The sequence below is a fragment of the Lelliottia sp. JS-SCA-14 genome (assembly GCF_035593345.1).
GTDB lineage: Bacteria > Pseudomonadota > Gammaproteobacteria > Enterobacterales > Enterobacteriaceae > Enterobacter > Enterobacter wanjuensis.
Map to the genome: position 1 here is coordinate 3,627,872 of NZ_CP141606.1, position 25,814 is coordinate 3,653,685.

The window sequence follows — 25,814 nt, forward strand, 5'->3', positions numbered from 1 at the left end:
CTCAGCCAGACACTTCATAGACCATTAACGGTTATCTCAAATAACATCATCACCATTAATCAATTCATCACTACAGGCGTAATATTTCGATCGTTAATGCGCTTTTCACTGTGCCTTGTGTTGGCGTTTGGCCGGATAATTTCACCAGACCCAGTCCAACAATCGTATTATAAAGATTGGCGCGGAAATAATCGGTGTTCACATTCACCACATTACCTTCCTGATCGTAAACACCGACGCCGACACCCTGAGCGGCCCCTTCGGTTGTGTCGGTATTTGCCAGAACTTTCCCGGTTGCTTCATCGGCAGTTCCGACAAATTTATAGGCAATGCGGCTATCCAGCAGCAAATTGTGGCAACCCTGGTCACCGGTAACGGACAGTGAAACCCCTTCATCGGGTGTCGTTTTTACGCCCTGCTCGCGCAGGTTTGTCACATCAGTGCTAAGGTTAACCAGTGCTTTAGAGACATTCACCGTACACGATGCGCTGGTGTCAGGAGTCCCCGTGACATTACCGGCAATATCGATGGTGGCAGATGTATCTATATCTTCAGCATGTGCCGTCGCCATCACAAACAGTGCTGAAATGGCTAAACCTAAAATACGTTTGTTCATATACAGTCCTTATATATTTAATTTTTAAAAATAGGCGAAATACACTAACTCTTGATGCACAATGTATTTCCCTATTGAATTCAAAGGCGTTTACACCGAATCCGAGAATATAATATTGCGGTTATTGTGTGTCTTACGAACGCGGGTATTTGATCCATTTCTGGATTAAATAAAGGGGAGATTATTCTGGGCTATAAAGTTATTGCGCCCGAACGGGCGCTTGCGTTAAAAATCTCTGTACGAGAAGGTCTTCTACAAATTCGCCATCTCATACTTCTTAATCTTCCGATACAGCGTCGCAATCCCAATCCCCAGCTCATCTGCAGCCTGTTTTTTATTGCTGTTACGACTCAGCGCACCGCGGATCATCTGCCTCTCCATCTCCTCCAGCACTGTCACGCTCTCATCCTCGGAAGTCGTACTCGATCCAGGCAGTTGAGCTTCGGCCACTCTCCTGCTGCTCACCAGATTTGGCGGCAGTAATGAGATATCAATCACGCTGCCGGACGGCACGACGTTCACCAGGTACTCGATCAAATTGCTCAATTCACGGATGTTGCCTGGCCACTGGTACTCTTTCAGAAAGGCGATAACGTCGGGTGCGACGCCGGGATAGACCAGGTTAAGGCGACGGGTATGCAGATGCAGGAAATAGTGGATCAGCAGCTCGATATCCTCCTGCCGCTCACGCAGCGGCGGCAGATTAAGCGGAATGACGTTCAGGCGGTAGTAAAGATCCTCGCGAAACTTCCCATTGCTAATGAGTTGCTCGAGATTCTGATTAGTGGCCGAAATAATGCGGATATCCACCGGCAGCGGATGGCTGGCCCCGACTGGCTGAATCTCCCGAGACTCAATAGTGCGCAGCAGTTTGGCCTGCAGCGACAGTTGCATATCGCCAATTTCATCGAGGAACAGCGTCCCATGATTTGCCGCCTGAATCAGTCCGGTTTTACCGTTCGCGAGCGCCCCAGTAAAGGCGCCCTTCACGTAGCCAAACAGTTCGCTCTCCAGCAGCTGTTCCGGGATAGCGGCGCAGTTGATGGCGATAAACGGCTGGTCCCGGCGGTCGCTCAGCTTATGAATCGCACGGGCGACCACCTCTTTACCAGTGCCACTCTCACCGGCAATCATTACGCTGGAAGGGCTCGGCGCTACGCGGCTCATGAGCGTTTTTAACTGTCGCATCGGCGGACACTCCCCCACCATCGCCTCAATCTGCGGCCCCTCCTGAACATGATTCAAATCAGTAGAAGAGTGAGACTGATGAAACGCCATCAAAAACAGCCACTGATCCTGCACCGCATGCAGCTGGCCGATAATCAGCTCCTTCTTATCCTCAATGGAGATGACGTGCTGCATGTGACCGTGTCTGAAGTTACCTTCAAAAGTCAGAGGGCTGAAATGGATGCTTTTTCCCATAATATTGTTGTGCGTGGCGCCCATGATCTTTAACGCCACCTGATTCGCACAGATGACTTTCTGATCGCGCCCCACCACCAGAACGCCTTGGTCCATATTTTCAATCATAGTGGTGAAAAGCTTCTGAATATTGTCGCTGCCCGCCTGATCTTGTAAAAGTCGTGCGACAAATATGGAAGAGATATGTCGAACATAATCAGAAAACGCCTGAATATTGTCATTAATTCGCTCCTGCTGCTCGCAGGTCAGCGCCACCAGGCTAATGACTCCCACACATTGATCCTGGTATATTACCGGCGTTCCCAAAAACGCCTTCTCTTTACAATTCTCTTTATGAGAGCAATCGGTACACAGGGGATCGAAACGCGAATGCGTCACCACCTTCTCTTTTTTTGTTTCTATTATGTAACATAATAACCGGGAGTTTTTGCTGAGTTTTCTCCCGAGAGATTTACCATACGCCCCCGTTCCGGCGACCCGACACAAAGTATTATCAACAATCTCCACCTCAAGCTGCAGCACGCTTGAGAGCATCCTTGCAAACTGTTGAATCGTAGGCTGAATTTGCATAAGAATAGAGGGTGCATTAGAGGAAGTCATAATCAACCTTTTCATATTGTGCATCGGGCGACATATCCGAAAGCGTCATGCCACGTCTTTTCCACAATGATACTACGCTCTCTTTAGCAGGAATTGACATAGAGAGTTTTGTTTCCCGCTTCGTAGCCAAAAATATGCAGCCCTTATCACATTTTCATATCATTATGATATTTAGCGTCGGCCTTTTATCAATTTCGCGAAGAGACTCAGCCTAATTTCACTTGATCAATCCGGCCCCATTGCATTGCCATTAAACATCCTTCTGACTCTCTCGCCTGGTATTACATACGTCTCAAACAAATTCGTGATTAGCTTCGCAAAATCATCACCCTTTCACGCCTGACAGTTCTGCAATCTAGATCTGGCGCACTAATTGCTTGTTGTGCATCAGCGCTGGCTGTCGCTATTTCGGTACCCCCGCACATCCGACCGCACAGCAATCATTAAGCTCGTTACTTACAATCAGGATTGAAAATGAAAACTGTCAACGAATTGATTAAGGATATCAATCAGCTTAATTCTCACCTCCATGAGAAGGATTTCCTGCTGACGTGGGAGCAATCTCCGGATGAGCTGAAACAGGTGCTGGATGTCGCCGCGGCGCTCAAAGGGCTGCGCGCCGAAAACATCGCCACCAAAGTGTTCAACAGCGGACTGGGGATTTCCGTTTTCCGCGATAACTCAACGCGCACCCGCTTCTCCTACGCCTCGGCGTTAAACCTGTTAGGCCTTGCTCAGCAGGATCTCGACGAAGGGAAATCGCAAATCGCCCACGGGGAAACGGTTCGCGAAACGGCCAACATGATCTCCTTCTGCGCGGACGCCATCGGGATCCGTGATGACATGTATCTCGGCGCGGGTAACGCCTATATGCGTGAAGTCGGCGAAGCCCTGGACGACGGCCACCAGCAGGGCGTTCTTCCGCAACGTCCGGCGCTGATCAACCTGCAGTGTGATATCGACCACCCGACCCAATCGATGGCCGATCTGGCCTGGCTGCGCGAGCATTTCGGCTCGCTGGAAAACCTGAAAGGCAAAAAAATCGCCATGACCTGGGCCTACTCCCCAAGCTACGGCAAACCGCTGTCCGTGCCGCAGGGAATTATCGGTCTGATGACCCGCTTCGGTATGGACGTCACTCTCGCACATCCGGAAGGTTACGACCTGATCCCAGAAGTGCTCGAAGTGGCCGAAAGCAACGCCAAAGCCTCCGGGGGCAGCTTCCGTCAGGTGACGGATATGGCCGAAGCCTTCAAAGACGCAGACATTGTTTATCCGAAATCCTGGGCCCCTTACAAGGTCATGGAAAAACGCACCGAGCTGCTGCGTGCCAACGATCACGACGGTTTGAAAGCCCTGGAGAAAGCCTGCCTGGCGCAAAATGCTAAACACAAAGACTGGCACTGCACCGAAGAGATGATGGCGAAAACCCACGAGGGCGATGCCCTGTACATGCACTGTTTGCCTGCGGATATCACCGGCGTTTCATGTGCCGAAGGTGAAGTGGCCGAAGCGGTCTTCGAAAAATACCGTATCGCCACCTACAAAGAGGCGAGCTGGAAGCCTTACATCATCGCCTCAATGATCCTGTGCCGTAAATACGCCAAACCTGGCCAGCTTCTGGCTGAGCTGCTCAGCGAAGGGCAGAAACGCATCAAATAATTCACCCGGCTGGCAGACCCGCCAGCCGTCTCTTTTACACCAGGGAGAAGGATCGCCTATGTCTACTTTCTCAATGAAGATGGATATTGCCGACAACCATTTTTTTACCGGGGAACACTCGTCGCTGTTCTCTCGCCAGCAGGCGCAGCAGGCCCGTCAGTTCCATCAAAAAATAGCCGGTTACAGGCCAACCCCCCTGTATGCCCTGAATGACCTGGCCGCCCTGTTCGGTGTGCACAAAATTCTGGTCAAAGACGAATCTCAGCGCTTCGGCCTCAACGCCTTCAAAATGCTGGGTGGTTCGTACGCCATCGCCCAACTGCTGTGTGAAAAATACCAGTTAGATATCAACGCCCTCTCCTTCAATACGCTGAAAAACAGCATCAAAGAGAAGATGACCTTCGCCACGACTACCGATGGCAACCACGGGCGTGGCGTGGCCTGGGCGGCAAAACAGCTTGGGCAAAATGCGGTGATCTACATGCCGAAAGGCTCCGCGCAGGAGCGCGTTGACGCCATTCTTCGCCTCGGCGCGCAGTGCATCGTCACCGACATGAACTACGACGATACCGTCCGCTTCACACTACAGATGGCACAAAAAAACGGCTGGGAAGTGGTGCAGGACACCGCGTGGGAAGGCTACACCAAAATCCCGACCTGGATTATGCAGGGTTACGCGACCCTCGCCGACGAAGCGGCCGACCAGATGTCCTCTCTGGGGATTGCCCGCCCGACACACGTCCTCTTACAGGCCGGTGTTGGCGCGATGGCCGGCGGCGTGCTCGGTTATCTGACCAACGTCTACGGCGCACATGAGCTGACCTCAGTCATTGTTGAGCCGGACCAGGCCGACTGCATTTATCGCTCCGGCGTGAAAGGCGACATCGTCAATGTTGGCGGCGATATGGCCACCATTATGGCGGGCCTCGCCTGCGGTGAACCCAATCCGCTGGGCTGGGAGATCCTGCGCAACTGCGCCAGCCATTTCGTCTCCTGCCAGGACAGCGTCGCGGCCCTGGGGATGCGGGTGCTGGGCAATCCTCTCGGCAACGACCCCGCCATTATCTCCGGTGAATCCGGTGCCGTCGGCGTGGGGCTACTTGCCGCCATTCACTGCCATCCCGATCGCGATGCGCTAATGCAAAAACTCGGGCTGGACAGCCACTCCGTGGTGCTGGCGATCAGTACCGAAGGCGACACAGACGCGAAGCACTACCGGGAAGTGGTCTGGGAAGGCAAACATCCGGCAGCGCGCTAACGCATTTTCATTTCATCCCGAAACACGGGAAAACAAGGACTGGAGAACAACTCAATGGCTAAGCAAATTCCTTTCAAACTGATTACCGAAAAAGCAAAACATTATCAGGACGATATGACACGTTTTCTGCGCGACATGATCGCCATCCCAAGCGAAAGCTGCGATGAAAAGCGCGTTGTGCATCGCATCAAAGAAGAGATGGAAAAAGTCGGGTTCGACAAAGTGGAAATCGACCCGATGGGCAACGTGCTCGGCTATATCGGCCACGGCCCGCGTCTGGTGGCGATGGATGCTCACATCGATACCGTCGGCATCGGCAACATCAAAAACTGGAACTTTGACCCGTATAAAGGCATGGAAACCGATGAACTGATCGGCGGGCGCGGCGCGTCCGATCAGGAAGGCGGCATGGCCTCCATGGTCTACGCCGGGAAAATCATCAAAGATCTGGGGCTGGAAGATGAGTACACCCTGCTGGTGACCGGCACCGTGCAGGAAGAGGACTGCGACGGCCTGTGCTGGCAATACATCATTGAGCAGTCCGGCATCCGTCCGGAGTTCGTGGTCAGCACCGAGCCCACCGACTGCCAGATCTATCGCGGCCAGCGCGGACGCATGGAAATTCGCGTCGACGTTCAGGGCGTCAGCTGTCATGGCTCTGCGCCGGAACGCGGCGACAATGCCATCTTCAAAATGGGCCCAATCCTCAACGATCTGCAGGGGCTTTCGCACAACCTCGGCAATGATGAATTCCTCGGCAAAGGCACCCTCACCGTCTCCGAAATCTTCTTCACCTCGCCAAGCCGCTGCGCGGTGGCGGACAGCTGCGCCGTCTCCATCGACCGCCGTCTGACCTGGGGCGAAACCTGGGAAGGCGCGCTGGAAGAGATCCGCGCCCTGCCAGCGGTCAAAAAAGTCGGTGCAGTCGTCTCCATGTACAACTACGACCGTCCTTCATGGACCGGTCTGGTCTACCCCACCGAGTGCTATTTCCCGACCTGGAAAGTGGAAGAGAATCACTTCACCGTCCGCGCCCTGAGCAACGCCTATGAAGGCCTGTTCGGCAAAGCGCCGGTCGTCGACAAGTGGACCTTCTCCACCAACGGCGTCTCGATCATGGGCCGTCACGGCATTCCGGTGATCGGCTTTGGTCCAGGCAAAGAGCCGGAAGCGCACGCGCCGAACGAGAAGACCTGGAAATCACACCTGGTTACCTGCGCCGCCATGTATGCCGCTATCCCGCTGAGCTGGCTGGCAACCGAATAATCGCTTTTCGCATCACCTCCCGCCGCGTCCACGGCGGGAGTCTGGGGTTATCTATGCGCCTGTTGATTAAAAATGGCCTTGTCGTCAACGCCGACGGACAGGCAAAGCAGGATCTGTTGATCGAAGGGGGTCGGGTTAAACGCCTTGCCCCACGCATTGAGGTTGAGCCGACCTGCGAGATTATTGACGCCGAGGGGTGCTACGTCATGCCCGGCGGAGTCGATGTTCATACCCACTTTAATATTGATACCGGTCTCGCACGCAGCTGCGATGATTTTTTCACCGGCACCCGCGCCGCCGCCTGTGGCGGGACGACCACCATTGTCGATCATATGGGCTTTGGCCCGTCGGGCTGTCGACTGCGTCATCAGCTTGAGGCCTACCAGGGCTACGCCGCCTACAAAGCAGTGATCGACTATAGTTTTCACGGCGTGATCCAGCACATCAACGCCGCCATTCTCGATGAGATTCCGATGATGGTTGAGGCGGGTATCAGCAGTTTTAAACTCTATCTGACCTATCAGTACAAACTGAACGACGACGAGGTTTTACAGGCGCTGCACCATCTGCATCGCGCCCACGCGCTCGCCACCGTCCATCCGGAAAACGACGCGGCCATCAAGCAAAAGCGCGCCGAGTTTATCACCGCCGGGAAAACCGCCCCGCGCTACCACGCCCTGAGCCGTCCGGTGGAGTGTGAAGCCGAAGCCATCGCCAGGATGATCAATCTTGCCCAGCTCGCAGGTAACGCGCCGCTGTATATCGTGCACCTTTCCAACGGTTTGGGGCTGGACTATTTACGCCTTGCCCGCGCCCGCCATCAGCCGGTGTGGGTCGAAACCTGCCCGCAATATTTGCTGCTCGACGACCGCTGCTATGAACGCGACGACGCGCTGAAGTTTATTCTCAGCCCACCGCTGCGTAATGCCAGCAACAACGACGCCCTGTGGTGCGGCATTGCCGATGGTGGAATTGACGTGGTGGCGACCGATCACTGCACCTTCTCGATGGCCCAGCGCCAGCAGATCTCCGGTGGTGATTTCAGCCGCTGCCCGAACGGTCTTCCGGGTGTTGAAAACCGCCTGCTGCTGATGTTCTCCAACGGGGTGATGACCGGGCGTATCACGCCGGAGCGCTTCGTCGCCCTGACCAGCACCAACCCGGCAAAACTGTTTGGCATGTGGCCGCAGAAAGGGTTGCTCGCCCCCGAATCGGACGCCGACGTGGTGATCATCGATCCGAAAAGAACCACCACCATCCGCCACGAGATGCTGCACGACAATGCCGACTATTCGCCGTGGGAAGGCTTTATCTGCCAGGGCGCGATTCGCCAGACCCTCTCCCGAGGCCGGGTGATTTATCACAACGGTAAATTTACCGGCAGTGCCGGGCAGGGCCGCTTTATCCGCCGTCAGCCTTTTTCCGCTAAGCACGCTCCCGCCACGGGAACATATTTCAATGAGAGGAATCAATGAGTAAAAAAATTGTTCTCGCCCTGGGCGGGAATGCCCTGGGCGACAATCTTGCCGGGCAAATGCAGGCTGTGAAGCAAACGGCGCAGGCGATTGTGGACCTGATCGCGCAGGGTCATCAGGTGGTGGTCACCCACGGCAACGGTCCGCAGGTAGGGATGATCAATCTCGCCTTCGAAGCTGCCGCCAGAACCGAAGCCCACACCCCGATGCTGCCGATGTCCGTCTGCGTAGCCCTGAGTCAGGGTTACATTGGCTACGATCTGCAAAACGCCCTGCGCGAAGAGCTGCTCAGCCGCAACCTGCCCATTCCTGTCGCCACCTTGATTACTCAGGTGGAAGTGGATGCCAACGACGAGGCTTTCCGCAACCCGACAAAACCCATCGGATCCTTCTTCAGCAAAGACGAAGCCGACGCGCTCACCCGCCAGGGCTATACCATGAAAGAGGACGCCGGGCGCGGCTACCGCCGAGTTGTCGCCTCGCCGAAGCCACTGGATATTATCGAAAAAGAGACGGTGAAAGCGCTGATGCATGCCGGTCAGGTGGTGATCACCGCCGGTGGCGGCGGAATTCCGGTGATTCGTGAGGGCAACCATCTGCGCGGTGCCAGCGCGGTCATTGATAAAGACTGGGCCAGCGCGCGACTGGCGGCGATGATCGACGCCGATATGCTGATTATCCTCACCGCCGTGGAGAAGGTTGCCATCAACTTTGGCAAACCTGACGAACAGTGGTTAGAGAAGCTTTCGTTGAGTGATGCCGAGCGCTTCATTGCCGAAGGGCATTTCGCCAAAGGCTCCATGCTGCCCAAAGTGGAAGCGGCAGCCTCTTTCGCCCGTTCGCGTCCCGGTCGTCAGGCGCTCATTACTATGTTGAGCAAAGCCAAAGAGGGCATTGAAGGTAAGACCGGGACGATTATCGAAGGTTAATCAGCAACCGCGTCTGCCATCATCAGGCCCCCAGGGGCCTGATTTTTTACCTGCAAAAGTTCCGCCAGCACGCTGATGGCAATTTCATTCGGCGTTTCGGCCCCAATGTCATACCCCACCGGAGCGCGCAGACGGGCGATATCCGCCTCAGGCACGCCGTTTTCCCGCATCTGGCGGACAAACACCTGCACCTTGCGCCGACTGGCCAGCAGCCCAAGCCAGGCCACCGGCATCACAATCAGCTTATCCAGCGCCTCGCGATCCTGGTTATTGGTGGCGATCAGCACAAAGTTTTCCGGGCAAATCGCCAGTTGCTCAACGGCAGTCCCGAACGTGGGCGCATGCAGCAAGGTGGTCGATGGTGGAAAGTAGTCCGGGTTCAGGCTCTCTTCGTGAATATCCGCCACCGCAACGTCAAAACCCAACAACACAGCGCCATGCGCAATCGCCCGATTCACGTGACCGCCGCCGATCAAGACCAGACGCGGGCGCAGGCCATGCACGCTGATGTAAACCGACATCGCCCCGCCGCAGTCAGACCCCACTGCGTCGCTGCCGTTGCGCGCCATGCGCCCGTGAAACATTCTCGAGGCCTTCTCCTGCATCGCCTCCAGCGCTTCGGTAATCACCTTCCGCTCCACCATTCCCCCGCCAATGGTCCCCAGGATAGAGCCATCATCGCGGACCAGCATCTGGGCGGAATGTCTGGGAGTAGAGCCGCGGCTGTCGACGATTTGCGCCAGTGCAAACGCCCGGTTTTGCTCTTCAAGCCGTGCGGCTTCTGCGAAAATATTCATAACGACCTCGATGATTATTCCTTTGATCTCAATCCTGTTTGCCATGCAAGGTTTATGCTGATTTCATCCCTGTCGTGCTAAAGCGTGAGCGTCGTCGGCTTATTTGCCTTTTCAGTCCCCTTTTCGTCCTGCCGCGATAATCCCTAGGTTCTCACTATTATCATTCTGATAGCTCACTTCTGTTTTTGAGAAATAAAACTTCACCTTAAAAAAGAGTGATTTTAATTCGCATCAGGCATCGGGGGATTATTTATCCTATTGCCTTCGACTTTCGATCTGGTTCACAAATTTATTCAATCCCTGGCCGTGAGCTAACAGGTGGTGTGATTATTGCTCTCCTTCTCCTCATTCACTGGAATTATCACAACACGAGCAATGTCTTTCTGACAAATTAAGGAGAAGGTTATGGGGGATATTATGCGTCCCGTTCCGTTTGAGGAACTCTTGACGCGCATTTTTGATGAATACCAGAGCCAGCATTCCATTTTTGGTATTCCGGAACAGCAGTTTTATCAGCAGAAAGCACCGCACAGCCTGAGCGTGTTTGGCGAAAACTGCACAACGCCCGTGGGCCCTGCCGCAGGGCCGCACACCCAGCTGGCGCAGAATATCATTACCTCCTGGCTGACCGGCGGGCGGTTTATCGAACTGAAAACCGTGCAAATACTCGACCGCCTGGAACTGGAAAAACCCTGTATCGATGCGGAAGACGAATGTTTTAACACCGAATGGTCAACGGAATTTACCCTTCTGAAAGCCTGGGATGAATATCTCAAGGCGTGGTTTATTCTGCATCTGCTGGAAGAACTCTTCCCTCTCACTCCCGTCGAAAATGGCAAATCCTTTATTTTTAATATGAGCGTCGGGTATAACCTCGAGGGAATTAAGCAGCCGCCGATGCAGCAGTTTATCGATAATATGATTGATGCCTCTGCCCAGCCTAAATTTGCCGAATATCGCAACACACTCACCCGCTGGTTGCAGGATGAGTCCTTTATTAATCGCGTCAATCCGGCAGCGAAGCGATATCACCTTGCGACGCTGGCCCAGCGCATTCCGGGCAAGTTAGTGCAGAGCATCACGTTGTCCACCATGCATGGCTGCCCGCCGGATGAAATCGAAGCCATCTGCCGCTACATGCTGGAAGAGAAAAACCTCAACACCTTCGTGAAGCTCAATCCGACGCTATTAGGCTACCCACGCGTGCGCGAAATTCTCGACGCCTGCGGCTTCGGGTATATCAAACTCAGCGAAGAATCTTTCGAGCACGATCTCAAAATTGACCGGGCGCTGGAGATGCTCAACCGTCTGGTCTCCCTCGCCAAAACGCGCTCGCTGGGCTTCGGGGTGAAACTCACCAACACCCTCGGCACGCTCAACGACAAAGGCGCGCTGCCGGGCGGCGAAATGTACATGTCCGGGCGCGCGCTGTTCCCGCTGGCGATCAACGTTGCGGCGCTGCTGTCGCGCGAGTTCGACGGCAAGCTGCCCATCTCCTACTCCGGCGGGGCCAGCCAGGTTAATATCCGCGAGATCTTCGAAACCGGGATTCGCCCAATCACCATGGCGACGGATCTGCTCAAACCCGGCGGCTACCTGCGCCTGACCGCCTGCCTGCATGAGCTGGAGTCCTCCGACTGCTGGGAGATGCCGCAGATTGACGTCGCGCGCCTGAACGCGCTGGCCGAAAAAGCGACGACCATGGCCTATACCCAGAAAAGCTGGAAGCCGGAAGATCGCATTGAAGTCGCCGAACCGCTGCCAATGTTCGATTGCTACGTCGCCCCCTGCGTCACCGCCTGCGCCATCAAGCAGGACATTCCGGAATACATCAGCCTGCTGGGGCAGCAGCGATACGCCGACGCGCTTGAGCTTATCTACCAGCGCAACGCCCTGCCCGCTATCACCGGCCATATCTGCGATCACCAGTGCCAGTACAACTGTACGCGCCTCGATTACGACAGCGCACTCAACATCCGCGAACTGAAAAAAATCGCCCTCGAAAAAGGCTGGGAGGAGTATCAGCGTCGCTGGCACAAACCGGCGGGTTCCGGTTCACTTCATCCGGTCGCCGTGATCGGCGCGGGTCCCGCGGGGCTGGCGGCGGGTTACTTCCTCGCTCGCGCCGGGCACCCGGTTACGCTGTTTGAACGCGAAGAGAACGCCGGTGGCGTGGTCAAAAACATCATTCCTCAGTTCCGCATTCCCGGCGAACTCATCCAGCATGACATCGATTTTGTGGTCGACCACGGGGTGAAAATTGTCTACGGCTGCGACCCGCATTTGAGCGTGGAAAAACTCCAGCAGCAGGGCTTCCACTATGTGCTGGTCGGCACAGGAACCAACAAAAACAGCGGCGTGAAGCTGCGCGGCGATAACCCGAACGTGCGCAAGTCCCTCGATTTCCTGCGCGAATTCAACAGTGGCGATACTCTGCATCTCGGCAAACACGTGGCCATTGTCGGCGCGGGGAATACGGCGATGGACTGCGCCCGCGCGGCCTTGCGCGTACCGGGAGTAGAAAAAGCCACCATCGTCTATCGCCGCTCGCAGCAGGAGATGCCGGCCTGGCGGGAGGAGTATGAAGAGGCCCTGCATGATGGCGTCGCCTTCCAGTTCCTGAGCAATCCGGAGCAATTCAACGCCGATGGGACGCTTGTCGTGCGGGTGATGATGCTCGGCGATCCTGATGAAAAAGGCCGTCGCCGCCCGGTCGACACCGCTGAAACCCGCACCATGCAGGTCGATACGCTGATCACCGCCATCGGGGAACAGCAGGACACCGACGCGCTGGCCGCGATGGGTATTCCGCTGGATGCACAGGGTTGGCCAGAGGTCAATGCCGACGGGGAGACCCGCAAACCGGGCGTGTTCCTGATTGGCGATGTCCAGCGCGGTCCGTCTTCCATCGTCGCCGCCATCGGCAATGCCCGGCGGGCGACGGACGTGATCCTGGCGCGGGAAAACATCGCCAGTTCTCACGCCAACAAACACTGGAACAACGTCGATCCGGCGCAGGTTTATCAGCGCAAAGGGGCGATTGCCATCGCTGAAATCAGCAAAGACGACAGCGATGCGTTTGTTGCCCAGGAGGCTAGCCGTTGTCTCGAGTGCAACTATATCTGCAGTAAGTGCGTCGACGTCTGCCCGAACCGCGCCAACGTCTCCATCGCCGTACCTGGCTTCCAGAACCGCTATCAGACGCTGCATCTGGATGCGTACTGCAACGAGTGCGGGAACTGCGCGCAGTTCTGTCCGTGGCAGGGAAAACCGTACAAAGACAAAGTCACGGTGTTCAGCCTGATGCAGGATTTTCTGCACAGCAGCAACCCCGGTTTCTTCATCGACAACCACAGCGTACACGTCCGGCAGAACGACCAAACCTGGCAGCTCGCGATCGGCCAGGACAGCCAGTTCACCGAGGTTCCACCGGAGCTGAACGCGCTCTGCCGCATCATCAGCCATGTCCATCAGCACCATAGCTATCTGCTGGGAGGCGTTGAAGTATGAGTATTATCATTCTGAAAAATGCGACGGGCGTGCAGCTGCATCCGGCGAAAGTGTGGGAAAACGTCGATATCGCCATCGAAAACGACGTCATTCTGGAGGTCGGAACGTCGCTCGCCGCGCGCTATCCGCAGGCGAAAAGCAAAGAGATGAACGGGCGAATCGTCATGCCGGGGATGGTTTGCGCGCATAACCACTTCTACTCAGGTCTGTCGCGCGGCATTCAGGCGACCATCCCTCCCTGCCCGGATTTTATCTCAACGCTAAAAAACCTGTGGTGGCGTCTCGATCGCGCGCTGGACGAAGAGTCGCTCTACTACAGCGGGCTGATTTGCGCGCTGGAGGCGGTGCGCAGCGGCTGTACCGCGGTGATTGATCACCACGCCTCGCCTGAGTACATCGGCGGTTCACTCAGCCAGCTGCGCAACGCCTTCCTGAAAGTCGGCCTGCGCGGCATGACCTGTTTCGAAACCACCGATCGTAACGGCGGCACCAAAGAGCTGGTAGCCGGTGTCGAAGAGAACATTCGCTTCGCCGGGGAGATCGATGCGGCCCGGAAAAAAGGCGAGCAGCCGTATCTGGTTGAGGCGCACATTGGGGCTCACGCGCCCTTTACCGTGCCCGATGAAGGGCTGGGAATGCTGAAAGAAGCGCTCAAAATCACCGGGCGCGGCCTGCATATTCATGCCGCCGAAGACGGGTATGACGTTTCGCACAGCCATCACCGCTACGGGAAAGATCTGCTGGTGCGCCTCGCCGAATTCGACCTGCTCGACAGCAAAACGCTGGTCGCCCACGGCCTCTATCTTTCCGAAACGGATATTGCGCTGCTGAATGCCAGCGACGGTTTTCTGGTGCACAACGCCCGCTCCAATATGAACAACCACGTCGGGTATAACCAACATTTACTGGAAATACGCAATCTGGCGCTAGGGACCGACGGCATTGGCTCCGATATGTTTGAGGAGATGAAGTTTGCCTTCTTCAAACACCGCGACGCGGGCGGGCCGCTGTGGCCGGACAGCTTTGCCCGCGCATTGAGCAACGGCAACGAGCTACTGAACCGCAACTTCAACGCTCGTTTTGGCCGCCTTGAAGCGGGCTTCAAAGCGGATCTGACGGTGTGTGACTATCAACCTCCGACGCCGCTTATTGCCGAAAACATCGCCGGGCATATCGCCTTCGGCATGGGGTCTGCCAGCGTGTGTGGTGTTATGGTCAACGGCGTGATGATCTATGAAAACCGGCAGTTTACCTTCGACTGCGAACCGATCTTCGCCGAAGCACGAAGGGTGGCGAAGAAACTCTGGGCGCGGATGGATAACCTGTCCTGATAAAAAAATCCCCCCGGCGAGACGCTGCGGGGGGATTTGTTCGCGCCAGCCTTCACCAACTGACGGTATCGGCCTGGCGCTTTTGTCGCAGCGCCACCAGCTGCTGTTCAGTCATGAGACTCAGCGCCGCCGTCGGGCAGGCTTCGACACAGGCCGGGCCGCGCTCCCTGCCAGCACACAGACTGCATTTCACCATCGCCGGTAATTCCCCAGCCTTAATCTCAATGGTGATCGCGCCAAACGGACAAACCACCGCACAGCGCTGGCAGCCGATACATTTTCCGGCATCGGCTTCAACCCGCTCTTTCCCCATCGATAACGCTCCGCTCGGACAGACCGCCACGCAGGGCGCGTTCTCGCACTGATGACACATCACCGGAACGCTCAGGGTATTCAGGCGCAGCACGGTAAGTCGCGGCTGAAGTTTGCCGCCCGGCGCGCCGTGCTCCAGCGCGCAGGCCAGTTCGCAGGTCCGACAGCCAATACAAGCTTCCGGGCTGGCAAAAATAAAACGCGTCATGCTTCCTCCTTACGCTTAAACAGCGTCAGCATCTCCTGCGCCGCCTGCCGTCCGGCCACCATCGCCGTGACCACCAGATCCGCGCCGTGAACGGCGTCTCCGCCCGCAAAAACCTTGTCGTTGCTGGTTTGCGTCGTGCCGCGATCTTTCCCTCCGGTGCAAATTTGCCCCCAGCGGTCGAGCGCGATCCCGTTCCCGCGCAGCCACGGCATATCGTGCGCCTGGAAACCAAAGGCCATGATCAGCACGTCGGCAGGCAGTTCAAATTCCGACCCGGCCACCGGCTGCGGACGGCGGCGTCCATCCGGGCCGGGCTCGCCCATTTCAGTGCGGATCAGCCCAATGGCGCTCACCTGGCCTTTGCGGTTGGACTGAATAACGCGCGGCTGCACGTTGAACTGAAACTCCACGCCCTCTTCGCGTGCGTTACCGACCTCTTTCTTCGAGCCGGGCATACTTTGCTCATCGCGGCGATAGGCGCAGGTGACGCTGGCGGCCCCCCGACGGATGGCGGTGCGCAGGCAGTCCATTGCCGTATCACCGCCGCCGAGCACAACTACGCGTTTGCCCTTGATTTCGGTCAGCGGGTACTCCGCCACCTCTTCGAGGCCCATCACTTCGCGGGTACTGGCGATCAGGAAAGGCAGCGCCTGAATGACACCCGGCAGCGTTTCGCCCTCCAGCCCTGCGGCCATCAGGCCGTAGGTGCCCACGCCGAGGAACACAGCGTCATAGATGTCCACCAGCTCATTGAAAGCGATATCGCGGCCCACCTCCTGATTAAGGTGAAAACGAATCCCCATTTCACTGAAAATTTCGCGCCGCACCGCAAGAATATTTTTATCGAGTTTGAAAGGCGGAATGCCAAAGGTCAGCAGCCCGCCAATTTCCGGATGACGATCAAACACATCCACCTGCACACCCGCGCGCGCCAGAATATCGGCACAGCCCAGCCCCGCAGGCCCGGCCCCGATCACCGCCACCCGCTCTTTGCGCGGCACCACTTCGCCGATTGTTGGTCGCCAGCCCGTCGCCAGAGCGGTATCGGTGATATAGCGCTCAAGATTGCCGATCGCCACCGATCCGCCTTCGTTTTTCAGCGTGCAGGCCCCTTCGCAGAGTCGGTCCTGCGGGCACACCCGGCCACAGATTTCCGGCAGCGAGCTGCTCTGATGGCACAGCTCGGCGGCCTCAATAATTTTGCCCTCATTCACCAGACGGATGAAATCCGGAATCGCGTTATGCAGCGGACAGGTCCAGTTGCACCAGGCTTTTTGCGCGCAGCTCAGGCAGCGCTCGCTTTCATATCCGGCATCGCACTTTGCAAGCGGGCGGTAAATCTCGTCGAAATGCTGTTTGCGCTGTTCGGCATCGACCTTTTTCGCCCCGATGCGCGGCGGTTTGTTCAACATCTCCTGGCGTCGGATTCCGTGATGCGGCTCCTGCTGCTGCCCCAGCGCCGAGCGGATTTGCCGTTCGCGCCTGAGCTGGTTGAGCGCCTTTTCGTCTACCAGGCGCAGCGCCTGCGTCGGGCAGTTCGCCACGCAGGCCTGTTGCCCGGAGGCATTTTCACTGCACAGATCGCATTTTTGCGCCAGCAGCGGCGATGACTCGTCGTTCGCCACCATCTCAATGGCCCCAAACGGACAGGCGATGACGCAGTTTTTACAGCCGATGCACGCCTCCTGGCGGAACTGCACGCTGTCGTTGGCGAATAACAGCGCCTGGGTAGGGCAAACGGCGACGCAGGGCGCGTCATTGCAATGATGGCAGGTGGTAGCGCTGCTGGCACCGCGCTTAAAAATGACATGAATGCGCGGAAGAAAATCACTTCGCTGCTGCGGCCAGCTATCCTGGTGATGGGAGAGAACGCAGGCGACTTCGCAGGCATGGCAGCCAATACAATTCGCCGCATCCGCGACAATAAATTTATTCATTTGCTTCCCTTTATTATTCTGAAATGACTCAGGGACGCTATGCAATTATCAGGCGATGTTTGGTTGAGGGATTTTTCGAAACGCCATTTTGCGAGCCATATCAAAAACTCGCTCGGCAACCCGGATATTTAAAACGTTAACCTTTTGAAAATATGGACGCTATCTGCGATGACCATACCATTATGAGAGATAATTCTTCTCAATGTGATATCGCCAGAGAGTGTGTATTGGAATTCGCCTCGCAAACTTATTTCAGGGCATTTCATTATTTCCGACGACGCGTGATTTAATTCACAGAATATATTCATCACGGGTTTGCGCATTCATTTCTGGCACAGCTTACGCATAACACTCTCCGTGTGCGCAACATGCTGGTGATCTCATCAGCGCAGGGAGGCTAAGGCCTTCGAATCGTAACTTCAGCTTTCAACCCAATCGGTGTGCTGGGGTCGTACAGGAGACAACCTTTTTATGAAAGACATGGCCATTCCGGCTCCACGAGCCACAGGGTCAACCGCTCCGGTTGACGAAATTCTGCCCATAACTCAAATGATCCTCTACGGTCTGCAGCATGTGCTGGTGATGTACGCCGGTGCGGTGGCGGTGCCGCTCGTGGTGGGCAGCGCGGTGGGGCTTCCCCCCGAGCATATTATTCTACTGATCAGTGCCGATCTGTTTGTCTGCGGCATCGCCACCATCATTCAGTCCATGGGCGCGACCCAGTGGCTGGGCTGTAAACTGCCGCTGATTCAGGGGTGTACTTTTGCCGCACTGATCCCGATGGTACTGATCGGCAAGCAGTACGGCATCGGCGGGATTTCCGGCGCGGTGATTGTCTCGGGGGTTTTCATTCTCTGCTGCGCGCCCTGGATTAGCCGCCTGGTCCGCTTCTTCCCGAAAGTGGTGATGGGCGGGATCGTTACGCTGATCGGCCTGTCGATTATGCCCGTGGCGGGAGGCTGGATTGGCGGTGGCTCAAGCGAAATGCCCGGATTCGGCAATCTGTTCTGCCTGCTGATGGGGGCCATCACCCTGGTGATTATCCTTAATATTTACACCTTCGCCTCGGGGGTAATTAAAAACACCTCCGTGCTGATCGGACTGGTAATTGGTACCGTGCTGTGGAGTTTCTTCAAGCCGCTTAATTTCAGCCTCGTCCATACCACCCCGTGGATCCACCTGCCGACGGTGATGCCCTTCGCGAAGCCTGAGTTTCACATTATCCCCGTCGCGCTGCTGTCGATGGTGATGGTGGTCGTGATGGTAGAAACCATGTCATCGATGATGGCGACGGGCGATATCGTGGGCAAAAAAGTGGATGCGGTGATGCTGCGCAATGGCCTTAACACCTGCGGGCTGGCGACCACCTTCTGCGGCTTCTTTAATCTGTTCCCCTACGCCGCCTTTGCGCAGAACGTCGGGCTGATCGGCCTGACGGGCGTTCGCAGCCGCTATGTGGTTTCCGTCTCGGGAATGATTCTGGTGCTGATGGGCATTTTCTCCAAAATGGCGGCGCTGGTGGTGCTGATCCCGAAACCGGTGCTCGGCGGCGCGGGGATTGTGATGTTCGGGATGGTGGCCGTGTCCGGCATTCGCACGCTGGGACAGGTGAACTACCGCAATAACAACAACGGGATGGTGGTGGCGTTGACCCTGGGCCTCGGCATGATGCCGGTACTGGTGCCTAATCTGTTTAGCCAGTTCCCGCCGATGGTTCAGCTGTTCCTGCACAGCGGGATCACCATCGGCACGCTGACGGCGATTGTCGCTAACCTGACGCTGAATGGAAGCGTGCCTTTCCGCGTCTCCCACGACGCACTGGTGCCAGACCCGCTCCCGCCCAGCTCGGCGGCGCGTAATATGGCGGTGAGAACCGTGCGGATGTGGCTCCTGCTGCGCAAAGTGCAAAAAGAGCAGCAGCTTCTGCAGCAGGAAGAGAAGTGATGGCAACCCGACTTTTGGTTGCGGCGATCATTCTGGCGCTGCTGGCGGTTCCCGCCGTTCAGCAGGCCATCGACCTGGGGCTGAGCAGCCGCTTCAGCTTCGGGTTACTCTTTTAACGAGCCAAAAAAAACGCCCCGGCAGGCAGGCCACCGGGGCGATGCAGAAAAAGATTACTTTGAAGTCATCGTGCAGGCTCGACCACTCCATTGCGCGACCTGCGAATACTGCGCTGGCGTATCAACATCCCAGTGAATGCCCTGCTCTTCCACACTCACCACGTGCGTTTCGATCTGATTGATTACATCTTTAAGCGTGGAGCCTTCCGGCGCGTGCGCGATCAGCGCTTTGGCTCGCTGAGGCAACAAAATGGGATGTCCTTTCCCCCGGTTGTGTCCGGGGATCAAACAGACGTCCCGATCTCCGCCAGACCACAGGGTGCGATAAACGTCGGGAGTGACTTCCGGCATATCCCCTAGCGCGAGGAAAAAGCGTGCAGAGGTCACCGCAGCCACCCCGCACTGAACAGAGGAAAACATCCCCGCCTCGTAGTCAGGGTTCTGGATAACGTCGATGCGCGGATGATCCTGGTAGTACAGCGCCAGCTCATTGCCACGATGTCCGGCCACCAGTATCACGCGATCGCAAAACGATAACGCGCTGGCAAGCGCGCTATCGAGGATGGTCCCGTCGCCCCAGGGCATCATCAGTTTCCACTTTCCCATCCGGCTGGAGAGACCTGCCGCCAGCATGACGCACTCTTTTGTTTGCCTGGTACTCACCCTTCTTCTCCTCCAGTTACACCGCCGCCTGCGCGGCGGTGTCGGTTCGACTTACCCTTTCAGGACGGCTTTAATGGAGGTGATGATCGGCTGATATCCGGTGCAGCGGCAGAGGTTGCCCTCCAGCGCCTCTTTCAGCTCGTCATCGTCAGGAGTGGGGTTCACGTCCAGCAGCGCTTTGGTGCTCATCAGCACACCCGGCGTGCAAAAGCCGCACTGCACGCCGCCGTGACGGACAAAGGCATTTTGCAGGCGCTTGCCGACCGGATCGCGATACAGCCCTTCGACGGTCTCAATCTCTGCCCCGTCGCACTGGGCGGCCAGCAGCAGGCATGAGCACGCCGATTTGCCATCGACAACAATCGTACAGGCCCCGCACTCCCCGACGGAGCACCCTTCTTTGGTGCCCGTCAGCTGCAGGTCGTCACGCAGAAAATCGATCAGACGCTGGTTATCTTCGACATCACGAGAAACGCGAATGCCATTCACAATAAGCTCAATATGATTCATGGTCATGGCTCCTTATTTGCTCTGCTCTGTCATCACTTCCAGCAGCATCTGCCGGAACATATCGATAAATACCGGAATCTTGTACGGGGCAGACCAGCGCCCGCCAATTGCGCCTTCGATCAGGGTATGAAGCACCTGCTCCGCATGCGCGATGGTGTCAGCCGTCAGACGTTTGCCCACCAGAGCCTGCTCGACGACCGTCAAACGCTGCGGCTTGCTCATCAGCGCCCCATCTACCAGCCGACAAACCTGAATGACCCCCGCCGCATCCACGTGGAACTGGCCGGTTAAACTCTGGCGGGTGATGTTGAGGGCGTTTCGCCGTCCCAGCTGCAGATAACGCGTAGTCAGCGGCTGTTTCATCGGAGCCGGAAGATGGATATGTGTCACCAGTTCATCCGGTTCGAGGCAGGTGCGATACCCGCCGGTGACAAACTGGCTGACCGGCATGCGGCGCACGCCCCGCAGGCTGCGCAGCTCAACTTCAGCATCATAGATAATCAGCGGTGGCAGCGAATCAGCGCACGGCGCGGCGTTGACGATGTTGCCGCCAATAGTCGCGCGATTGCGCAGCTGCAGTGAGCCAACCGTGCGACAGGCCGTGACCAGCAGCGGATAGCGCGCCTGAATCAGCGGATGTTTGACCAGGTCGCTAAAGCAAACACCCGCCCCGACCGACACGCCGCCGTTCACATCAGCTATCTCTTTTAGCTCCCGCAATGCCGCGATATTGACCAGCGGCACGCCTTCTGATTTCATGCGCGCCTGAACCAGCAAATCGGTACCACCCGCAATCGGCACAGCCTTAGTGTCAGCCAGCAGAGTGAGCGCCTCTTCCAGCGTGTGAGGGATTTTTAACGAAACAGAATTGAGCCGGTGGATCTGCTTTTTCTCTTCGGAGTCGAGCATCAACTCGCTCTGACGTTCCGGTTTTTTCAGGTTGTAGCCGAGTCTGACCTGCTCGAGCGTCAGCGGCAGAGTGCGGTTGTAGCGTTCAATGGCAAAACTCACCGCATTGTTTAACGCAGCTGCCCCCAGCTCCAGCACCGGCTCGCCGATCACTTTCGCTCCCATCGGCCCGGCGTTGTCATGGTTCTCAACGGCGATAACGTCGATGTGCGGCATGTCCTTGATGGTCGGCAGCAGGTAGGTATCAAAGTTTTCCGACTTCACCACGCCGTGCTCGGTGTTGAAATCTTCCAGCATGCCGTAGCCGATCATCCCCTGCAGGACGCCGCCATAAACCTGACCGACGAACCCGACCGGGTTGATGACTTTGCCGACGTCGTGAGTCGCCACCACGTTGTTCACCGTCACTTTACCGGTGCGCGTGTCCACCGCCACGTCGGCGATTTGACAGCCATAAACCCAGGTAAAGTACGGGCTACCGCTCCCTTTTTCCTCGTCCCAGTGAATATCGGGAGCCACGTGCCAGCCGTAGGATGACAGATTCGCGCCGGTCGCTTTGGTCATGTCGACCACCTGCTGGAAGCTCAGGCTGTGCTCAGGATGATGGCGATGGAACACGCGCCCTTCCCGCCAGACCAGATCCTCATCGCTACCGGCTTTCAGCGTCTCTTTGATCGCCGCCGCCATGCGTTTTTTGATCTTACTCGCCGCGCTCAGAATCGCCTGTCCGCCCATCAGCGTGCCGCGCGAGGCCACCGTAGAGCCGCCATCGGCAATCATCGCCGTCGCCGGTTCGCTGAACATCACCCGATCAAGCCCGATACCAAAGGCTTCGGCTGCCAGCAGCGACATGGTGGTTTGCAGCCCCTGCCCGTTCTCCGATACCGACGTAGAGATGTTAACGCTGCCGTCCGCATTCACCTGCATCAGCGCTGACGACGCATCCAGCCCTTCCGCCCCCAGCGAGCAGCCGCGATGGCTTAGGGCAAACCCGATGCCGTAGCGAATCGGGCCGCCCTGCGCATTGAGTTCCCGGTAGTGCGCCCGCTTCGCTTCAAACTCCGCCTTAATCAGCGATTTTTGCAGAACCTCTTCGGCGGAAACCTTGTGTTTATCGAAGACCTGCCCGGCCATGCTGGTATCACCCTGCTGCAACACGTTGCGCAGACGGAATTCCACCGGCGACAACCCGATGATCTCCGCCACTTCATCCATCAGGGATTCGTTGGCAAAAATCACCTGCGGTGCGCCGTAGCCGCGATAGGCCGAGGTGTAGTTATTGTTGGTGTAGACGCCCGTCACATCGACGCGCACTTTTGGAATGTTGTACGGGCCTGCCGCCTGGACCGAGCTGCGCCAGGTCACAAACACCGTCTGCCCGGAGTAGCTACCGCCGTCGGCGATAATCTCGATTTTCATCGCCTGAATGTGGGCGTCGTCGTCGAGCCCGATGCGGTATTTCATTTTATAGGGGTGGCGTTTATAGCTTTCCCGCATCGACTGTTCACGGTTGTAGGTAAACTTCACCGGACGTCCCGTCAGGTGAACCAGTAGCGCCGCGCGACACGCCAGGTTATCAATGATGTCATCTTTGCCGCCAAACGAGCCGCCCAGTACCGAGCGTTTCACGTTCACTTTGGCCTGCGGGAGGTCGAGATATTTGGCCACGATGCCGCGAATACGGTGCGCATTCTGAATCGAGCCGGAAATGGTCATGATCTGCTCGTTATCATCCAGATACGCGGTGATCGATTCCGGTTCGATATAGCCATGTTCCTGGAATCCGACCTCATATTCACGTTCAAAAATGCGCGTGGAAGCGGCAAACCCGGCGTCAATATCGCCTTTCACCGTGTGATGGTGATTAATGATGTTGCTGTCCAGCTCGCTGTGAATCAGCCGGGCTCCGGGCTTCATCGCCTCTTCGGGAGAGGTAATCGGTTCCCAGGGGGTGTAAGTTACCTTGATTTTGTCGACCGCAAGACAGGCGACTTCATAAGATTCGGCAGCCACCACGGCAATCACATCGCCGCGATAGGCGATTTCACGATCGATAATCGGGGGATAGTCGGGAATAATCACGCCCAGGCTGCGTTGACCGGGAATATCTTTCCAGGTCGCGATTTTTATCACCCCAGGGACCTTCTCCGCCTCCGACAAATCCACAGAATCAATTCGCCCGGCGGGGATATCGACATATCGACACGCGCCATACAGCATATTCTTCATTCTGATGTCATCGCCGTACACGGCCTTGCCATTCACCTTCGCAAGCCCGTCTACCCGCGGCACCTCATTGCCAACCAGCAATGTTTCCATGTTGTTTCCTCTCCGCTAACAGAAAAAAGATAGGGTGATGAAGCAATGGCTGTGCCATCTCTCGTGGCAGAGGGAATTTGAATAGCGTTCTGTGAAGTCAATTCAGAAAAAATCGTGCGAGGGGGTAACGTGGGATCGAGGGGCACGACGCGCCCCTATCAAATGGAGAAAACGCGTATCACTATGATAAAACTATCTCTATCGGGAAGGAGGTTAGTTCTTTAAGATCTTATCAACCCAGGCAATCACGCCAAACAGCACAATAAAAGCCAGCTGCGCCCGGCTTGCCACTATTCGCCCGTCCAGCAATCTCACGATTAACATGCAACAGACGACAATAGCGAGCCAGTAGGTCACACTGAGCACGCTGAGTTTTATCGGATGATTTCTGCGTAGGGTAATCAATCGGATAAGAATAATCAGCAGCGCGGTTATTTCATAGAGAGCGAGATAATCCATGATGACACCTTTATTTTTTGTCTGCTAAGCGTTTTAGTAAAATATCAATAATGGTATTAATCAGTCTGACGGCGATGGCTGCGGTTAATGCGGCGGTAAATGTTTTGTTCAGTTCCGGTGCCGGGCTGATAAATTTATCCATGCCTTTGTTTAACAGGTTGGTTGTGCTTTCGGCACAGCTGACGCCTAAAATAAAGGAGACCACGAAATAAGCGCTGCGCTGCCAAAAGCTCACATATTTGATATTGACGGTGTAGATAATGGCGCCGCAGGCCGCTCCGGCCAGTAAAGAAATACTTTCATATTGAGTCAATAATGTCATCGGCATCTCATTCCAAAAAGGAAGTGACGAAAGAGAAGTCAACAAATCCATAGTAGTTCCCCTTTAAATGAGTCAGTCCCGGCCTAAGCCGGGACGATGATTAGGGTGATTATTGAGTGTCAACCAGGCAGGACAGTGTCTGAGAAAGCAGAACGCTGGTGCTCGCCGCAGGCTGAACGGTGTAATAGACTTCGGCGTAGCCTTTATAGCCGGCGCCATTTGGATAGAAGTACTGATTATCCACGGTGAAGACCACTTTGGTCTGTCCGTCGACAACCGCGGCGTTGCCCGTGGCTTCAGTCTGGGTGATCAGGCGGCCCTGCTCGTCAAAGCCTGACCAGAAGTAGGTGACGGAATCACCCGCCGCGATGCTTGAGTACTGAATTTCAACGTCAACGCCGTCGCCCGCGTCGCTGATGTTAATCCACGGATCGGCATCAGCCACCACCGGTTTAGCCAGACTTGGCATAACCTGACCGTCGTCGGAAACCACAACCGGCACCGGTGAAGAGTTCACCGTATTTCCGGACTGTGTAGTGGAACTGTAATAGACGCTATAAGTGCCATTTTTAAGGCAATCTGGCGACATTTCGTTGGTCACATCAATAATGAATGGCGGATGAACCGTGTCGGTAATAATAAATTCACGGCTGTCAGCCTCGCCCCAGTAGAAAGTGACAATCTGGTTGAGTTCAATATTGTCGTAAATTGGAATTTCAGCCTGCACACCAAATTGCAGATCGTAATGATCGAGGGTGAATAAATCATCGGCGTTAGCATTGGTGATTGTCGGCGCAACATGCGGCGTATAGGTGTTGATGACGTATTTGCGGCCCACGAGATCATCCGCAGTGGTCGCCGTCACGCTGACGGTGCTCGCACCAACGGTGGCGGTAACGTCGATCTTTGCGATACCTGATGCATCGGTTTTTGATGAAATGTCTGAAAGCGCCCCGCCTACAATGGCCCAGTTCACAACGATATCCGCTACCGCAGGTTTACCATCGGTTAAGATGGTTGCAGAAACGGTAGAGACCTGAGAACCATCGTTAGCGATTGGGTTTGGGGTGGCGCTTAATTTTGAAACGGTGTTAGCCATACTATTTACCTTATTAATATAAACGATACCATCTGTATCGGGGTCCATAATAAACAGCCACACCGCACAGCGTTGCGCTTAATACAGTCACCCAACGGGCAATAAATAGTTTTCTGAACAGCGCGCAATAAAAAGCCGCTGATTAAAACA

At 56.0% G+C, this 25,814-nt stretch carries 18 protein-coding genes and 1 pseudogene; 8 read left to right on the plus strand and 11 right to left on the minus strand.

The window, feature by feature from the left end; translation table 11 throughout:
• Window positions 1-70: 70 nt before the first annotated feature.
• Window positions 71-616: a fimbrial protein gene (locus U9O48_RS16935; RefSeq protein WP_282494222.1), complete on the minus strand. Its 546-nt coding sequence runs from the start codon at window positions 614-616 to the stop codon at window positions 71-73.
• 252 nt (window positions 617-868) lie between these two features.
• Window positions 869-2,638 (minus strand): sigma-54 interaction domain-containing protein, encoded by a 1,770-nt coding sequence (locus U9O48_RS16940; RefSeq protein WP_285157145.1) that lies wholly within the window; start codon window positions 2,636-2,638, stop codon window positions 869-871.
• A 474-nt stretch (window positions 2,639-3,112) separates the two neighbouring features.
• Here U9O48_RS16940 and ygeW point away from each other — a divergent pair, with 474 nt between their 5' ends.
• From ygeW to arcC, 5 genes are read left to right on the plus strand one after another with little or no spacing between them, the layout of a single operon-like run.
• The gene (gene ygeW, locus U9O48_RS16945; RefSeq protein WP_285144921.1) at window positions 3,113-4,300 is read left to right on the plus strand and encodes a knotted carbamoyltransferase YgeW; all 1,188 of its coding nucleotides are present in this window, start codon (window positions 3,113-3,115) and stop codon (window positions 4,298-4,300) included.
• Window positions 4,301-4,358: 58 nt separating this feature from the next.
• Window positions 4,359-5,558 (plus strand): diaminopropionate ammonia-lyase, encoded by a 1,200-nt coding sequence (gene dpaL, locus U9O48_RS16950; RefSeq protein ID WP_285144920.1) that lies wholly within the window; start codon window positions 4,359-4,361, stop codon window positions 5,556-5,558.
• Window positions 5,559-5,612: 54 nt separating this feature from the next.
• Window positions 5,613-6,824 carry a YgeY family selenium metabolism-linked hydrolase gene (locus tag U9O48_RS16955; RefSeq protein ID WP_285150792.1) on the plus strand — a complete coding sequence of 404 codons (1,212 nt, stop codon included), beginning with the start codon at window positions 5,613-5,615 and terminating at the stop codon, window positions 6,822-6,824.
• A 53-nt stretch (window positions 6,825-6,877) separates the two neighbouring features.
• Complete coding sequence (gene hydA / locus U9O48_RS16960; protein WP_282494218.1) at window positions 6,878-8,299, plus strand: dihydropyrimidinase; 1,422 nt, start codon at window positions 6,878-6,880, stop codon at window positions 8,297-8,299.
• On the plus strand, window positions 8,296-9,228 hold the full coding sequence (arcC, locus tag U9O48_RS16965; protein ID WP_285150793.1) for a carbamate kinase: 933 nt from the start codon (window positions 8,296-8,298) through the stop codon (window positions 9,226-9,228). Before hydA ends, arcC begins: the two co-directional genes overlap by 4 nt.
• Before the next feature lie 17 nt (window positions 9,229-9,245).
• Here arcC and U9O48_RS16970 read toward each other — a convergent pair.
• Window positions 9,246-10,025, minus strand: a pseudogene (locus U9O48_RS16970) (XdhC family protein); the annotation flags it as partial.
• Between the two features lie 405 nt (window positions 10,026-10,430).
• Between U9O48_RS16970 and ygfK the strand changes: the two are divergent.
• A complete protein-coding gene (gene ygfK, locus U9O48_RS16975) occupies window positions 10,431-13,535 on the plus strand; it encodes a putative selenate reductase subunit YgfK (protein ID WP_285150794.1) in 3,105 nt (1,034 codons plus the stop codon).
• On the plus strand, window positions 13,532-14,866 hold the full coding sequence (gene ssnA / locus U9O48_RS16980; protein ID WP_285150795.1) for a putative aminohydrolase SsnA: 1,335 nt from the start codon (window positions 13,532-13,534) through the stop codon (window positions 14,864-14,866). The genes ygfK and ssnA overlap by 4 nt, the downstream gene beginning before the upstream one ends.
• Before the next feature lie 52 nt (window positions 14,867-14,918).
• On the opposite strand, the gene U9O48_RS16985 is transcribed toward ssnA, so the two are convergent.
• Window positions 14,919-15,386 (minus strand): 4Fe-4S dicluster domain-containing protein, encoded by a 468-nt coding sequence (locus tag U9O48_RS16985; protein ID WP_285150796.1) that lies wholly within the window; start codon window positions 15,384-15,386, stop codon window positions 14,919-14,921.
• Window positions 15,383-17,323, minus strand: a complete 1,941-nt coding sequence (gene ygfT / locus U9O48_RS16990; protein WP_285144912.1) for a formate-dependent uric acid utilization protein YgfT — start codon at window positions 17,321-17,323, stop codon at window positions 15,383-15,385. The genes U9O48_RS16985 and ygfT overlap by 4 nt, the downstream gene beginning before the upstream one ends.
• Window positions 17,324-17,794: 471 nt before the next feature.
• Here ygfT and U9O48_RS16995 point away from each other — a divergent pair, with 471 nt between their 5' ends.
• Window positions 17,795-19,267, plus strand: a complete 1,473-nt coding sequence (locus U9O48_RS16995; protein WP_285144911.1) for a nucleobase:cation symporter-2 family protein — start codon at window positions 17,795-17,797, stop codon at window positions 19,265-19,267.
• A gap of 170 nt (window positions 19,268-19,437) precedes the next feature.
• Here the strand turns inward: U9O48_RS16995 and U9O48_RS17000 are convergent, their stop codons facing one another.
• The 6 genes from U9O48_RS17000 to U9O48_RS17025 form a co-directional block, all read right to left on the minus strand.
• Window positions 19,438-20,016, minus strand: a complete 579-nt coding sequence (locus U9O48_RS17000; protein WP_390888450.1) for an NTP transferase domain-containing protein — start codon at window positions 20,014-20,016, stop codon at window positions 19,438-19,440.
• Between the two features lie 81 nt (window positions 20,017-20,097).
• Entirely contained in the window at window positions 20,098-20,556 is a 459-nt protein-coding gene (locus U9O48_RS17005) for a (2Fe-2S)-binding protein (protein WP_282494210.1), read from the minus strand.
• Window positions 20,557-20,568: 12 nt separating this feature from the next.
• The gene (locus tag U9O48_RS17010; RefSeq protein ID WP_324722828.1) at window positions 20,569-23,784 is read right to left on the minus strand and encodes a molybdopterin cofactor-binding domain-containing protein; all 3,216 of its coding nucleotides are present in this window, start codon (window positions 23,782-23,784) and stop codon (window positions 20,569-20,571) included.
• Between the two features lie 213 nt (window positions 23,785-23,997).
• Window positions 23,998-24,243: a hypothetical protein gene (locus tag U9O48_RS17015; RefSeq protein ID WP_324722829.1), complete on the minus strand. Its 246-nt coding sequence runs from the start codon at window positions 24,241-24,243 to the stop codon at window positions 23,998-24,000.
• Window positions 24,244-24,253: 10 nt separating this feature from the next.
• Window positions 24,254-24,616: a putative holin gene (locus tag U9O48_RS17020; RefSeq protein WP_282494207.1), complete on the minus strand. Its 363-nt coding sequence runs from the start codon at window positions 24,614-24,616 to the stop codon at window positions 24,254-24,256.
• Window positions 24,617-24,674: 58 nt separating this feature from the next.
• Window positions 24,675-25,664, minus strand: coding sequence for an Ig-like domain-containing protein (locus U9O48_RS17025; RefSeq protein ID WP_324722830.1), 990 nt, complete (start codon window positions 25,662-25,664; stop codon window positions 24,675-24,677).
• Window positions 25,665-25,814 lie beyond the last annotated feature (150 nt).

Excerpts from the sequence above, each read along its gene's own strand:
- ygfT (WP_285144912.1), bottom strand. The coding sequence starts at position 17,323 with ATGAATAAATTTATTGTCGCGGATGCGGCGAATTGTATTGGCTGCCAT.
- U9O48_RS17025 (WP_324722830.1), bottom strand. The coding sequence starts at position 25,664 with ATGGCTAACACCGTTTCAAAATTAAGCGCCACCCCAAACCCAATCGCT.
- dpaL (WP_285144920.1), top strand. The coding sequence starts at position 4,359 with ATGTCTACTTTCTCAATGAAGATGGATATTGCCGACAACCATTTTTTT.
- U9O48_RS17010 (WP_324722828.1), bottom strand. The coding sequence starts at position 23,784 with ATGGAAACATTGCTGGTTGGCAATGAGGTGCCGCGGGTAGACGGGCTT.
- ygfK (WP_285150794.1), top strand. The coding sequence starts at position 10,431 with ATGGGGGATATTATGCGTCCCGTTCCGTTTGAGGAACTCTTGACGCGC.
- U9O48_RS16955 (WP_285150792.1), top strand. The coding sequence starts at position 5,613 with ATGGCTAAGCAAATTCCTTTCAAACTGATTACCGAAAAAGCAAAACAT.
- arcC (WP_285150793.1), top strand. The coding sequence starts at position 8,296 with ATGAGTAAAAAAATTGTTCTCGCCCTGGGCGGGAATGCCCTGGGCGAC.
- U9O48_RS17000 (WP_390888450.1), bottom strand. The coding sequence starts at position 20,016 with ATGCTGGCGGCAGGTCTCTCCAGCCGGATGGGAAAGTGGAAACTGATG.
- ssnA (WP_285150795.1), top strand. The coding sequence starts at position 13,532 with ATGAGTATTATCATTCTGAAAAATGCGACGGGCGTGCAGCTGCATCCG.
- U9O48_RS17015 (WP_324722829.1), bottom strand. The coding sequence starts at position 24,243 with ATGGATTATCTCGCTCTCTATGAAATAACCGCGCTGCTGATTATTCTT.
- U9O48_RS17020 (WP_282494207.1), bottom strand. The coding sequence starts at position 24,616 with ATGGATTTGTTGACTTCTCTTTCGTCACTTCCTTTTTGGAATGAGATG.
- U9O48_RS16940 (WP_285157145.1), bottom strand. The coding sequence starts at position 2,638 with ATGACTTCCTCTAATGCACCCTCTATTCTTATGCAAATTCAGCCTACG.
- U9O48_RS17005 (WP_282494210.1), bottom strand. The coding sequence starts at position 20,556 with ATGAATCATATTGAGCTTATTGTGAATGGCATTCGCGTTTCTCGTGAT.
- hydA (WP_282494218.1), top strand. The coding sequence starts at position 6,878 with ATGCGCCTGTTGATTAAAAATGGCCTTGTCGTCAACGCCGACGGACAG.
- U9O48_RS16995 (WP_285144911.1), top strand. The coding sequence starts at position 17,795 with ATGAAAGACATGGCCATTCCGGCTCCACGAGCCACAGGGTCAACCGCT.
- U9O48_RS16935 (WP_282494222.1), bottom strand. The coding sequence starts at position 616 with ATGAACAAACGTATTTTAGGTTTAGCCATTTCAGCACTGTTTGTGATG.
- ygeW (WP_285144921.1), top strand. The coding sequence starts at position 3,113 with ATGAAAACTGTCAACGAATTGATTAAGGATATCAATCAGCTTAATTCT.
- U9O48_RS16985 (WP_285150796.1), bottom strand. The coding sequence starts at position 15,386 with ATGACGCGTTTTATTTTTGCCAGCCCGGAAGCTTGTATTGGCTGTCGG.